The following is a 13,203-nucleotide window of genomic DNA, read 5'->3' on the forward strand; positions in this document are numbered from 1 at the left end:
ATTTTAGGATTTTAGATTGGACATTAGTTATTCAGTTTCATCTCCTTTAGCTCCCGATTCCCCGCCCGGACTTTTATTTTTGAATGATTATAAATTGACATCAAACTCGCCATCGCTACGAGCGATAAAGCCGACGGTACAAAAGGTACCCAAGCACCTGAAATTAACAGACCAAAGCAAACTACATACAAAACGCTAGAAGTAACACCGATTGCCAATGCCAACCAGGGTAAGGAAAGTCTGCGCCAAACCAGTATTCCCCCAATCAAAGACCAGCCCCAAATCCAGACTACCTCCGCCCACCATGACCAAGCTCGCAGCAACGGTCGCCCATCCTGAACTGCACCAAGGATCTGGCTGACCATGTGAGCTTGTACCAGTACTCCTGGCATTTGCTCGTCTAAAGGAATGCCATAAGGTGTAGACCAAGTGTCTGGAGAATCTCCCTTTGCAGTCACACCAATCAAAACAATCCGGTTTTTGATGGCGTTAGGGTTAATCGGACCAGATAAAAATTGCGTTAGCGTTACCTGTTCGGCTATTTCTTTTGAAGAACGATAGTTGAGTAAGATTTGACCGCCATTAGCATCGATATCTTGATAGCCACCAGTACGAGACTTCAGATTCGGAAAAATAGTCTTACCCAACTGCAAATTTCCTTCAGGGGTGAACTTTGTTTGAATTCCTAAAGGGCGCAGATAAAGGGATGCTAGTTGTAAACTGAAGGAATATGGAGTAAAACACGATGATGTCGTCTCTTGATTCATGAACAGAAGATGCCGACGAATAACTCCATCGCGATCGTGAATAAAGTCACTGAATCCCAGATTTCCTAGAGGGATTTCTGGTGGCGGCTTAATACCTTTGATATTTCCTGTGCGATCGCTTCCCTTGCATACGCCAACCAAGTTCTGAGTTTGCTGGAGACGAGTAATTAAATCTGGCTCTTTGGCTTGAAAATCACGGTAGATATCTAAGCCGATCGCGCGGGGTTGGTATTGATTCAGTTTTGCTAAGAATTTATTGAGAGATTTTTCAGAAATAGAAGCTCCAATCAAGGACTCGCCATTTTGTCTTTGAGTCGCCAGATCCTCATCGTCAATTGTGACGATCAACAGTCGGGGATCGAGTCCTTCTGCGGGGCGCGATCGCATCATCAGGTCAAAGGCTTGAATCTCTGGATTTTCTAGCAATCCCACCAATCTAACGCCACAAACCAAAGCTGTAACTGCCAAGCTGAATAACACAGTTCTCTTAAATTTGCGTCTGTTAGACAAAGGTAAACTTGCTTGCTCTTCATCTTCAGATTTTGTAGACCTTAATTCATCCCAAGTCGGTGGTATCTGCGCCGGATTTTGGCAAATCACTGGTAGCCAAGTTGCACAAGGAAATCTATCTTCAAGTCCTTGCAAGCGTTCCCGCGCTTGGCGTACCGCTTGATATAAAGACTCGCCACCAGCAAAGCCTTGGAGAAAATATTTTAAAAACTCCTTCGCAACCTGGTCTGGGACGGGTTCGCGCATGACAATTATTTGAGGAATTTGCAAATCAGCCAATTCTCGCGCTAACCCCAATCCATCACAGGAGTTGAATATAGCTAATTGCAAACCGTTTTCAATGGCTTTTTTGAGAGCGTACTTTAACTCGCCAATGGTAAGACTATCAGTTCTATTCAGGTAAATTCGTCCGCTTTCTCCATTTTTGTTACTAGAACTGTGTCCGGCAAAGAAGAGAATATCCCAGTTTTTTCCCCAGAGATGGTCAGTCAATTCCTTACGTTGTGGTTCTACCAAAAAGCTCACCTCTGCGTTACTACACTGTTGCAGTAAAGCTCGATCGGCTTGGGTGTCAATCCCTTTACTATTGCCCACAATTGCCAAAATATTGACTAATTGATTGAGAGTGCGTGGCTTGTGAATGCGATCGTAGGATGGTGAAGAAAGGGCAATTTCAGCTTTGGGATAGCGTTCTAACAAGTCCCAAAGATGCCAAGGTAATAGCTGTAATTGGCTATTTTCTGTTTGCAGAATCACCCGTACTTCATCACTGGACGATAATCTTTCTAACCATTTTTCCCTCAAAGGGCGAAACTCCTCTGCTCGCAGCCAGGTATTAAAGCGTGCGCGCAAAATATGAGAAGTGTTTTCGCAGTCTTGCACCATCGATACATTCGTCACCTGCATTTGGTCAGCATGGAGACGATAACGATTGCCTATCTGCCGATAACTAGACTGCCAATGACTATAATAGAGCGGCATTTCCGGGAATGAAGGGAGCCTCCCGGTGATTTCGGTTGTAGCACGCTCGTGTTCTTCACCAATTTGAAGGGTGACAGCAAACCCCTGCTCAAAACTACCCTCTCCAAATTTGATCGCCACTAATTTACCCATAACCGTCGCTATTTCCCCATCCAAGATCGTGCCCTGTTCTAATGTCCGATCGCAAGCTTCACAAGCGTCTCCAGATTTTTTTCCAAATCCCCAAAAACTGGCTTGGATTTTTAATTTTTAATTTTCAATTAATGAATTATCATTTAATAAATTACCGACAAAGCAGGAAGATAGCTACATATTTCAAATTCGGAAATATTCGGTAATACTGGTATTCTCCAAGGCGACCCTAACACTAAATTGCTCTGTAGGTTCACCACGAAACTGCAACTGAATGTAGTTGTCTGATTTTCTAGATTGAGCGTCAAGAAATATTGCTCCTGAACTATCTATAACAGTGAGATGAACTCCTGGTGGCAAGTAAATTTGATTTCCAGTGGCGTGCAATTGGATATGAATACTAGTTTGTCGATCTTTTTCGGGGCTGATTTCCACAATCAACATCACAGGTTGGTTGTGGATTTGGATACCTAAATCAATCACTTTTGCCCGTTTAGTAATTGATTCTGATTCTTTGAGGGTATCTAATTCTAAAGTTTCAATACTGCGAAAGGCATAAGTTGGCATGAGTTCCGGCACATTCCACAGCGATTCAATAGTTTCCCAACCCGTCTCAAATATACCAGCAAACCATTGACTCAAATTCACGAATGAATTCAGTGGGGATTGACGCAGTTCCCAGATGTGGTCAATAAACGCTTCCAATGGTTGCAGTTGCGCTAAAGGAACTGTTTCAGTTGCTACAGTAGGGATAAAACCAAGCAGCCTTGCTTCTTCGAGCGATTCATCAAATTGAACTATTAAATAACCCACCCGTTCTTCCCAAGTTTCTGGAGGAATAAAACATATCTGCTGATGCAGACGGACAGGGCGACACTCCAGACGGCCAACTGAGGGCAGTTCTAAATCAGCGACATCCCCACAAAGGCGCACGATCGGGTTCCAACTGTCACTAGCTTGAAGATCGGTAGGAATATCCATCATCTGCAAGTAGTCATTCACCACCCATACAGCTAAAGTATTCAGCCGGACTTGCTCTGCTTTTTCAAGATTTGGTTGCTGGTTAGCAAATTGCTGGGCAGTTATGCGAGCTGTTTGGGAAATCGGCAATGTTAAAGCGAAATCATCTAGCTGATAGGTGGAGTTATTCATAAGTCAATTTCTAGGGTTCAATGCTGCTATGTATATATCACCCGCATTCAATAAATTTATGCCACAAAACTGAACACTGGAAAAAAAAACTGAATACTGGAAAAAGAGAATTGGGGACTGGGGATTAGGTAAAAATATCCCATAAAATTCAAAGATTGTATATTGAAATCATCTCAGAGATAGAGATTTTGAGTATTTATACTTTTATGAAGATAGCTTCAAGCTGCTAAAAGCGGTTTATCAACTAGCAGATAGTTGGCCAAATTTTGAGCGGACAATTTGAGCGATCGCTTACGAAGATTGGCTCCCCAAATCATAACCAATTGCCAATCAATACATAGGCAGACCAAAAGCTTGGCGCTCTGTAGTTGGGATGTTTCAGCAGTTGTAGTTGGGCACGATGGACTGCTTCGGCTTTGGTGATTTTGCCACTCTTGAGTTCTCGATAGAAGGCACTAACAAACATCGCTGTTGATTCATCATCAATTTGCCACAGGGAAGCGATGGTACTACGTGCCCCAGCTCGGACAGCTGCTCCTGCTAGACCGAGTGCTGCACGGCTGTCTCCTGTTGCTGTCTGGCAAGCACTCAAAACCAATAATTCTACTACGGTTTTACCCTGACTGCGGAAAAGAGTATCAAAATCTTTGACATTGATCTGACCATCGAAATCTAAAATAAAAGTGTCTTCGAGGCGGGAACTAAACTGACCGTGGGTTGCCAAATGGACTATGTTGAATGAAGCAGCAGCAATTTCACTTTCCAAATTCTTTTTCTTAAAATCTCCATCCAATAGGCTGGTTGTCGAAACTCCTGCTTTAGCAATACCGTCAAATTCAGATTTGATCGCCAGCAATGGTGCAAACTTGGGAAATCCTGGCGGTGGCTGAGTCAGTCCTGCGGTTAGCGCTCTAAGTTGCTGTTTTACCAACGGTTTCGGGTCGAGGAGTTGTAGACCGACGCTCAGGGCGATCGCATATTTCTCTACTAAATATTGTTTACCGTCATAGAGAGCTGCCATTGGTAAATTGCGTAATGGGCCATCTAGGACGAAAACTAACGTATCGACGCCACTTTGCTGCAATTGCGACTCAATGGGTTTAAGCAGCCAGCTGTAAACTTTTTGCGATTGGGTTTGGACGATCTTAGTAGCAGTTGGATCGACAAGATTTCTTCGCAGTTCTATTAAGAGTTTTTCTACTTCTGCTTGGGAAATCTTGGTACTGTAGCTTTCCAGAGATTGTTTAGGAATTTTGACAATTACCTGGAGTTCGTCACGAAGAATAATTGGATAAAGGATGGCAGCCTTGGTATTATCTTTGTCTACTACTCGATCGAGGGCTACTTTCTGACCTTGCAGACAAGCTTCCTGAAAGAAGTCGTCTAATTCGGCTAGTTGGAGTGCTTCAATTCGCTGGCGTGCTTTCTCCAATATTTTGTCGTTTGGTTTTCCTTTTTGAGATTGCAGCAGTAACTCTACTGACTGGCGGTAGACGGGTTCTACACTGTCCCGGAAGTCAAATTGCATATCCTGGTTCACTACATCTTTATTGACTACTAAATCTCTGCGGAGAGATTCAAGAGTGTCTACAGCAGCATCATAAGCGGCGATCGCACCATTAATATCTTGTTGTGCCCAAAGCAATCTACCTAACTGCCACTCCAAGCTATAGGTAATTTCTGGTGCATTGCTACTCTGTGCCAAAGCTAATCCTTGCCGAGTCAGGTCTTGCGCTTCTGACCACTGTCTGGTTTCTTCGTACAAGCCGCCTAAACTCTTTAGAGCATAAGCCTCTGCTCGCTTGTCTCCTAAACTGCGGGATTGCTGGATGGCACTAGCGAGTAATTTTGCTGAGTCTTTTGTACTTAATCCTCCGTAAAAACTATGCCTGGACGCTTGCAATACACCACTCTTGACTTTTGCTAAACTTTGTGAAAAGTTAACGTGAGCGTAAATACTGGCACGGCTGAGGGGAAGTCGAGTGAGTTGCGACTCAATCGAGGACAAAAGAGTTTGAACCTTTGCCCATTCTTTATCTTTAATCAGTAGTCCCAGGTGATTGAGTTGTGCTTGAACTTTTGTGAGGGGTGAGGGAGATACTGCGACTGTTTTTTGATAATAGGCGATCGCCTGTTCTTTTTGATTTTGTTTGCGGGCATTATTCCCCAAGCTGAACAGACTAGCCCCAATATCAGCGCTTGATTGGAGATTTTGAGCAATTATCAGACTTTCGTCTAATGCTTGGCGTGACTTTTTCAAATCGCCCAATACCAAAAGGGCATCACCGAGCGATCGCAAACTCACTGTCTTTTCTAGAGAATCTGGTTGAGAATTTAACGTCTGACTTATTCGATCGAGTGTTTTGAACGCTCGCGGGTAAAATCCTTGGGTGCGCCAAGCTTGTGCTTGATTGATTAGCGATCGCACCACGCCACTTTGATTATCTACTTGTTTGTAAATTTCTTCTGTCTGCTGCCAAGTTGCCAAAGCCGCTTCGGACTTTCCCATTGCCAATTGCAGACGACCTTGAATATCTAGTGATTGGGCAAATATTTGCAGATTTTGGTTTTTATCCTGTCCTTGGAGTAAATTTAAACTTTCTGTAATTGCCTGCTGCGCCTGACTCCATGCACCGAGTTGCTGGTAAGCTAAAGAAAGATTACTCAATGTGGCTGCTAGTGCAAGGCTCTCCCCTTGCTGCTTATATATTTGGACAGCCTGTTGTAAAACTTCTACAGCTTTGGCAAAGTTGCCATTACTGTATAAAACTTTGCCCTGCTGTAAGAGTGAGGCGGCATCAGTGGGCACAGCCAGCGATATTATACTATTTATTGGCAGTTGGGATAAAGAATTGATTGAGCCAGGAACTTTTGCTAGCACTGGCGAACCGACTATGCATAGCAAAGCGACCAGGAAGTACAAAGGCAAACGTAAAAAGTGAGCTAGGGAGGTGAGCCAGCGCGTCTTTGCCGTTTCTCGACTCCTGCTTTTAAACTTTAGAGAATTCGCGCCAAAAATCCTAGTTGTTTTAGCCATAAGCATGACGAGAGGTAGGTGATAAGCAGAAACACATAGGATGAACTATAGGCTAACAGGCTAATGTTACCATCCCCATTCCTCATCAATCTTTGAGCTTCCACAATTTTATTATTTATGGCGATCGCAGTGAAACTTGAGTAGCAAAGTAAATGAAGTACGCGGGTAGGGGTACAACATCTTATGCCCCTACGATTATCTCTACCCGATCGTGCAATCTATTGTAGTTAAAAAGCGATCGCTAACCTTAATCAAAAACCCAGTGAAAGAGTGATGAGTAAAAAGTAAAATTAACTAGGCTGAGGCATCAAATCAATTCCAGGAGTGAATACCTCGGCTGAAAATGGGAAAATTCATCAGTACTACTTCTGACTCAGCACTAGCTCAACCCTGGCTATCTGCTAACAGCACCGGTCATAATAATCCCTCCAATTCTGCAAACTTACGCAAACGCGGTAAACATTGGCGTTGATAAAAACTGCTTAATGTCGGAATTGACAACCTAAATTCCTCAGATAAATCTTTCCAGCTAACTTCTGGGGGTAAGCGTTTGAGAATTAACACCTGGCAATTCACATCTGGACGCCCTTTAATGTAAGTACCGCGCAGTTCCCCATCCGAATCTGTCTTTGCCCATATCTCCAACTCTTCCAAAATCGGAGGTGCTTGGGGGCTAGCCTGTAGGTTATCTACAGGATCGATAGTTTCACTTGTTCCACCCGATGTAGACTGACGAATTCTCAGAGGGACTGTTGTGGCTTGTTCTCGGTTCTGCTTAAGGTAAAAGTCTTGTAGTCTCCGTTTTAGGTAAGCATTCAGCCAGGTGATCACACTGCCATAATTTGGATCGTAGATTTGGCCTGTCAAACCTTCACAAACATTGCGACAGAAATACAACCAAGTTTGTTGTAGTGCGTCTTGATAGTAGGGAGTAGTTTCCCTCCAGAGTCTACTTGCTGTCAAGCGAATAATTTGCGTGAGCAGCTTCTGACGCTGAGGGCTTCCAGGTTGGTGTCCACAGGCTTCTGTAACTAAGCGGCGTAGCTGTTCATCGAATTGAACCATGACAATCTTGGCGAAGAAAGCAAGAATATCTTAGTATTGCGTATAACAACACCCGAAGAATTACCTTTCCTCAAGATACTGCATCTTTTTGAAAAGGAAGTGGAGAAGGGACATAGACTATTGGAAAATTTGAGGTTCTGAAGTAAATAGAACTTAGTACAGCATTTCATTAATCCGTACCGAATTATAATTGGCAATACACGACAATGTTAATGCGTTGGCTTGGATTGTTAATGCGTCGGTTTGGATTGTTAATGCGTCGGTTTGGATTGTTAATGCGTCGGCTTGGATTGTTAATGCGTCGGCTTGGATTGTTAATGCGTCGGCTTGGATTGTTAATGCGTCGGCTTGCCTTGTTAATGCATGGGCTTGCAATGTTAATGCATTGGCTTGCATTAAAAACGCTACCCTTTTACGCAAAGCTGTACTTAGATTTGACACTCTCTATTCCTCAGCGACGGAGATTCTTAAGAGATCTAGCGCTTTAATATCCTGGTTGCTTGGGTTCTCAAACTCACCACGTTTACTCGTAGAGCTTGGTTATACACTCAATTTACCGCTCTTATCCCTACCCTATGAGTACATTCAGGGTAGCTACGGTGTACACATATCTTGGTAATGAAGCCTAAACTCTGGATTTACCCCCCTTAATTTCCCCGATGCATTGGGAGGAAATATCCAGTTCTCCCCCAAGGCATCCTACGGTGTACACACAAGTCGAAAAAAGCTTGATTTCCCATTGTTTTCTCGTTGATCTCGTTCCCATGAAGAGTATGGGAATGCCTGATTTAGAGGCTCTGCCTCCAGTCAGATATTGAGTCTCTGACTCAATGAATGCATTCCCAGTCGGAGACTGGGAACGAGGAAAAACGAGGAAAGTCTTATCAAGCTAGGTTTTTAGGACTTGTGTGTACACCGTAGCCAAGGCATCGGGGGAGTTAGAGGGGGTCAGAAAGACTTGTGTGTACACCGTAGATTCCGGGTAGGGAGGACAGCGATGCATTCAAAATGACTTGAATGCACATTTAGTTAAGATTTTGAAACAGCAGTAATCGTTTTTTCTAATGACTGTAATGTTGTCAATAATTTTTCTTTTTGGGGTTTAGAAGCTTTAAGTTCTCCTGTAACCCGATCCATATTTGTCTCTATAGTTTCATAATTATTACGAGATTTAACTTTGATACCGTCTTCAACTTCTTCCCAAGCATCCTCAAATTTGTCAAATTCTTTTTTAGCTTGAACAAAGTTGCCAGATGTAACTGCGGCTTTAGTTTTGGATACTATAGTTAATAAACTACTATTATCTGTAGTAGATGTTGTTGCTGGGGCTGATGCTGCGCTAGCATTAGGAGTCACCCCTGGGGTAGTTTGGGTGGTAGGTTGTTCGGGACTGTTGCAGCCTAGCAAAGCTATCAAGCTTATACCCGCAACGCTCGAAATTAGTTGAAAACTCTTCATTGTAAAACTCCTCCATTCATTATTAAGCTGTAATTCACGAAAGTGAATAGTCTGCTGTTTACCAGCATTAATAGCAACATTTTTGTGGTTACTTTTTCCTAGATAAATATATCACTTAACCCTATACTTATTTATATAGCAGTCCTAAATCATTCGTGAAAATTATATCTCTCTTTCTTCTTTCTTTCCTTTGCGTCCTTGGCGTCCTTGGCGGTTCGTTTTCTAATCTATATTTTTCACAACTCAAATAGGATTGCTATAGAATAAATTTGCAAAGGTAAAAACATCCATCTAAAACTCAAATTACAGGAAAAAAACATGATTTTTCCATAATTCAGTAGCATCGAATTGTAATAACCACTAGTATAAAAATAATAGCCTTTGTAGCAAATGACTATGAAACGATCATTTCGCAAGTATCACCGCACGATTGGCATCATAATTTGTCTACCTTTAATGTTAACTGTATTGACGGGAATATTGACGACTATTGTTAGAGAATGGCCAATTAGTACTGGGCTTTCTTCTAGTTTGCTGTTAAGAATTCATACAGGAGAAATCTTACATCTAGAAGCAATTTACCCAATTTTTAATGGATTGGGATTGATTGGTCTGCTGGTGACAGGAATAAGTATGTCTGGATTATTCAATCGAAAAAAACGGAGCGATATCAATAACTAAGATTAGCTGATTCGGGATTTTAGAGGTTCTGTGAAGAGTATTTCCAACAAAACCTTACTTTTTATCAGTTGATAAAAAGTAAGGTAAGTAAATTACAGCAGATTTCAAGGAAATGGAGGTACACAAGCTAAGTCTGTTACTCAAATATAAAGCGGGTTTTATTCCTGAATTCTGAATTTTGCTGTATCAGATTTGATTTTTATCTTACTCCTCACTCTCTTTAATATAATCCCAGCCAGGATAGAACATTTTCCCACCAAGAATATCTCAAATTACCTACACTCAATTTCATTTTGTTGCGAATATCTTGGATTTTCCAGTTGGTTAGTTTAGCTAGAGTTTGCGCCTCTTGTTCAAAACGTTTGGGTAAAGACTGCTTATATTGTCTGCCAGCCTGACATTTGAGTTCCCCTTGGAATGGATGTTGCAAAACATAGCGTCCTTGAAAAGATTCACTGTTGGCAGTTTGTTGAAATATCAAGTCTTCAGGAAATTTATCGCGGGTATAGCGAACATGCAATCGAGAGATGAAGACGTTACTTCTAGGAGAGGGACGACGAAAACTAGGGGGTACTGGCACATTACTTGTAGAATTATCATCTAGCCAAAATACACCTGCTTGCTTGAGTTCTTCTGGAGTCAGAGGTTCGGCGGAACAAGGATCGCAACTACCCATATCCCAAGCGTATTCTAAAAAACCAACTTTTCTGTCTTCTTTGGTGTAGACAGTTTGAAACATGGATTTGTAAAATTCACCAAATTCATCTTTGACAAATAAGGGAATATTTGCGTCGGAGGGAATTTTTACCGTCCGATAGTTAGTAATTTCTGCTTGTCCTTGGGGCGAGAGAATGTAGACAATTAAATCCTGCTCTGTCGTAGCATTGATCATGCCCAAACGAATTGGCAGCATGAATTTAGGTGATTGGTAGGAAATTTGTAGCGGACGGAGAAACTGGTAGCCAGATTGCTCGAATTTATCTAAGTTGACTTTAGCAACAAAGAATTTCATTGAGGAGCGAATATAAGGCTGAAGTAACTGTTTCGCACCTCTGGGGATTTTGTAGCCATTGCGTTTAAGCCAAGTTTCCAAACCGCCAGATTCTTTCGCACTGAGGATCAAAATGTCATATTCGCCAACGTTAAAACGTGCTTCAACCGTCACACCCAAACTAGCATCGCCCCTTGCACTCCCCGCCTCACTTCTCGGTGCTGCTGGCGCTGGTGCTGCTGATAACTCTCTATCGTAAACTGGGGCACAAGGATCTGGGTCAAAATATTCTACCAATCGCGGCGCACTAAAAGCATCTAGCCGCTCGATAATCTTGGGTTCAGTGACGCGAACTTGCTCTTTTTGCAGCACCGTTGGCACAGGTACTACCATTGCAAAATCTTTGACTTCGCCTTGAAAATCGTTTGCCATTGTCATGATAGTGCGATCGCCATCTCGCGCAATCACTACCTGAGAAGCTTTGTTATACAGTTTTGTATCAGCTTTGGCTACATAAAATCCACAAAATGCCCAAGCTGCGGGGGCAAAGCACAAAACAGCTACAATTGCCAATAATAATGGCGTTAAAAGTCGAAAAAATTTCATTATTTTATACCTCTATCTTTTTTAGTGCTAGAGACTAGAGACGCGATTCATCGCGTCTGTACAAGGGTTAGGAGTGCTGAGTTAGCAGTTCTTCCCCTGCTTCCTCATCTTTCTCTTGCCAAGCAAACCTTGGGGCTAACCAAAGAACATCTAGCAGGATGCTCAACGGTGCAAGGGCAAACAGCGCCCAGAAAACTGCTGTGGAAACAAAGAAATAATTTCGCAGGATAAAAGTTAATCCAGCGATGCAAACTGCCCAAACTACACGCCCAATTTGGGAATTGGGAATCGATCGCGGATCGGTAATCATAAATAGGGCGAACAGCAGCAAAGATCCACTCATCAATCGATGCCAGTAAACATCCCAAGTCCAACCCAGCCATAAATTACGAATGGCTTCCAGCAAAGAATAAGAACCCAAAAAAGCTGCTGTGGTGTCCCAGCGACCGATGCGCTGCAAAATCATGCCGCCAGTACCGAGAAATAATAGCCCATACCACCACTCTTCACCCCATTGTCCCGGCGAAACCCAAGCATCGGGGGTGAGAATCAAGGCAGATATGATGCCAAAATTGGCGGGATTGAAGAAATGCTTATCGCCGACTTGGAAGATAAATTTGCTGGCGATCGCAAGAACTGCGGCTATTGCCATTGTCGTCCAGTGGTCAGCCCGTAACAGTAAACTCAGTCCCAGTGAGGTAATTAAAGCACTGCGAAGATTTGGGCTTTGTCCTTTGTCATTTGCTAATGACCAATGACCAATACTTCGACTACGCTCAGTACAAGTGACTAATGACAATATCAATTGAGTTGCTAGACTTGTGGCGATCGCTACCCCAATCAACTCTGGTCGCAGCGTCCAATCTCGTGTACCGATTCCCAACACTAGAAACAAGCCGAGAAATAGAATTTGATAATCTCGTATATCTTTGAGCAACATTACCCTTTTTTTCAGGGATTTCCCGTAGATTTCTCATCAATTTAGACGAGTACTAGGTAAAATGGCATTGCTGTTACAGATTTTGTTACAAAATAAAGCATTGACAGACCAAAGCGATCGCTCTGATGTTTGAACTTAAAGATAACCAAAAAAGGTAGAGATGCGATCGCATCCTTACCTTTTTCAAGTTAATTCACCGAAGTATGAAGATATGGAATAAAAGGAAAAGATTTATACCAGCACAACATCCAGATTAACTGAGAAGAAAGAAGGCTTGTTCTCAATGGTGGCGAATTGATCCCCTGCGAAGAATAAGTCACCATTAGTGCTGTTGTAGCTGAACTGGTTGTTAGAGCTAGCACCAAATGCAGACTTGGAAATCTGGATTTTATCACCCTCTTTCCACTGGAAGTCTTTGATGATATCGATACCTTCGAATTTGCTATTGAAGACAAACTTATCTGCGCCAGCACCACCATAGAGTACGTCAGCGCCATAACCACCAACGAGAGTGTCATTACCTGCTCCACCGTTGAGAACATTATTGGCATCATTACCAACAATCGTATCGTTGCCAGCTGTACCAATTAAATTCTCAATGCTGACTAATTTATCCGTGAGAGTAGAATTTCCCGGAAATTTGACTACACCAGTAGAGAGATTGGCATCAATTGGGCCAGAGAAGAAAGCGTAAGATGTAGTATCAGTTCCAGCACCGCCATTAATGGTGTCAAAACCAAAGCCACCATCGATGAAGTCATTACCTGCTCCACCGTTGAGAACATTATTGGCATCATTACCAACAATCGTATCGTTGCCAGCTGTACCAATTAAATTCTCAATGCTGACTAATTTATCCGTGAGAGTAGAATTTCCCGGAAAT

The 13,203-nt window shown here is 42.6% G+C and carries 10 protein-coding genes; 1 reads left to right on the forward strand and 9 read right to left on the reverse strand.

Annotated features, from left to right (window positions below; translation table 11 throughout):
* Positions 1–23: 23 nt before the first annotated feature.
* The 6 genes from AC1F2U_RS09400 to AC1F2U_RS09425 all read right to left on the reverse strand — a co-directional run bounded on the left by AC1F2U_RS09400 (position 24) and on the right by AC1F2U_RS09425 (position 9,102).
* Positions 24–2,390 carry a CHASE2 domain-containing protein gene (locus AC1F2U_RS09400; RefSeq protein WP_480260851.1) on the reverse strand — a complete coding sequence of 789 codons (2,367 nt, stop codon included), beginning with the start codon at positions 2,388–2,390 and terminating at the stop codon, positions 24–26.
* 183 nt (positions 2,391–2,573) lie between these two features.
* Positions 2,574–3,542 (reverse strand): DUF1822 family protein, encoded by a 969-nt coding sequence (locus AC1F2U_RS09405; RefSeq protein ID WP_480260852.1) that lies wholly within the window; start codon positions 3,540–3,542, stop codon positions 2,574–2,576.
* Between the two features lie 313 nt (positions 3,543–3,855).
* Entirely contained in the window at positions 3,856–6,579 is a 2,724-nt protein-coding gene (locus AC1F2U_RS09410) for a CHAT domain-containing protein (RefSeq protein WP_480260853.1), read from the reverse strand.
* A gap of 414 nt (positions 6,580–6,993) precedes the next feature.
* Positions 6,994–7,644: a sigma-70 family RNA polymerase sigma factor gene (locus AC1F2U_RS09415; RefSeq protein ID WP_480260854.1), complete on the reverse strand. Its 651-nt coding sequence runs from the start codon at positions 7,642–7,644 to the stop codon at positions 6,994–6,996.
* A 153-nt stretch (positions 7,645–7,797) separates the two neighbouring features.
* Positions 7,798–8,085: a hypothetical protein gene (locus tag AC1F2U_RS09420; RefSeq protein WP_480260855.1), complete on the reverse strand. Its 288-nt coding sequence runs from the start codon at positions 8,083–8,085 to the stop codon at positions 7,798–7,800.
* A 588-nt stretch (positions 8,086–8,673) separates the two neighbouring features.
* On the reverse strand, positions 8,674–9,102 hold the full coding sequence (locus tag AC1F2U_RS09425) for a DUF4363 domain-containing protein (RefSeq protein ID WP_480260856.1): 429 nt from the start codon (positions 9,100–9,102) through the stop codon (positions 8,674–8,676).
* 396 nt (positions 9,103–9,498) lie between these two features.
* On the opposite strand from AC1F2U_RS09425, the gene AC1F2U_RS09430 reads away from it, so the two are divergent.
* Positions 9,499–9,783 (forward strand): peptidase, encoded by a 285-nt coding sequence (locus tag AC1F2U_RS09430; RefSeq protein ID WP_480260857.1) that lies wholly within the window; start codon positions 9,499–9,501, stop codon positions 9,781–9,783.
* A 220-nt stretch (positions 9,784–10,003) separates the two neighbouring features.
* Here AC1F2U_RS09430 and AC1F2U_RS09435 read toward each other — a convergent pair whose 3' ends face one another.
* From AC1F2U_RS09435 to AC1F2U_RS09445, 3 genes are all read right to left on the reverse strand, one after another.
* On the reverse strand, positions 10,004–11,380 hold the full coding sequence (locus tag AC1F2U_RS09435; protein ID WP_480260858.1) for a DUF2330 domain-containing protein: 1,377 nt from the start codon (positions 11,378–11,380) through the stop codon (positions 10,004–10,006).
* 67 nt (positions 11,381–11,447) lie between these two features.
* Positions 11,448–12,320: an RnfABCDGE type electron transport complex subunit D gene (locus AC1F2U_RS09440; protein WP_480260859.1), complete on the reverse strand. Its 873-nt coding sequence runs from the start codon at positions 12,318–12,320 to the stop codon at positions 11,448–11,450.
* Positions 12,321–12,551: 231 nt separating this feature from the next.
* A partial coding sequence (locus tag AC1F2U_RS09445) for a M10 family metallopeptidase C-terminal domain-containing protein (RefSeq protein WP_480260860.1) occupies positions 12,552–13,203 on the reverse strand: 652 nt, incomplete at its 5' end.

The organism is Nostoc sp. LEGE 12454, assembly GCF_056620565.1.

Coding starts and splice junctions, on each gene's coding strand:
- AC1F2U_RS09440 (WP_480260859.1), bottom strand. CDS start 12,320: ATGTTGCTCAAAGATATACGAGATTATCAAATTCTATTTCTCGGCTTG.
- AC1F2U_RS09435 (WP_480260858.1), bottom strand. CDS start 11,380: ATGAAATTTTTTCGACTTTTAACGCCATTATTATTGGCAATTGTAGCT.
- AC1F2U_RS09425 (WP_480260856.1), bottom strand. CDS start 9,102: ATGAAGAGTTTTCAACTAATTTCGAGCGTTGCGGGTATAAGCTTGATA.
- AC1F2U_RS09410 (WP_480260853.1), bottom strand. CDS start 6,579: ATGGCTAAAACAACTAGGATTTTTGGCGCGAATTCTCTAAAGTTTAAA.
- AC1F2U_RS09415 (WP_480260854.1), bottom strand. CDS start 7,644: ATGGTTCAATTCGATGAACAGCTACGCCGCTTAGTTACAGAAGCCTGT.
- AC1F2U_RS09405 (WP_480260852.1), bottom strand. CDS start 3,542: ATGAATAACTCCACCTATCAGCTAGATGATTTCGCTTTAACATTGCCG.
- AC1F2U_RS09400 (WP_480260851.1), bottom strand. CDS start 2,390: ATGGGTAAATTAGTGGCGATCAAATTTGGAGAGGGTAGTTTTGAGCAG.
- AC1F2U_RS09430 (WP_480260857.1), top strand. CDS start 9,499: ATGAAACGATCATTTCGCAAGTATCACCGCACGATTGGCATCATAATT.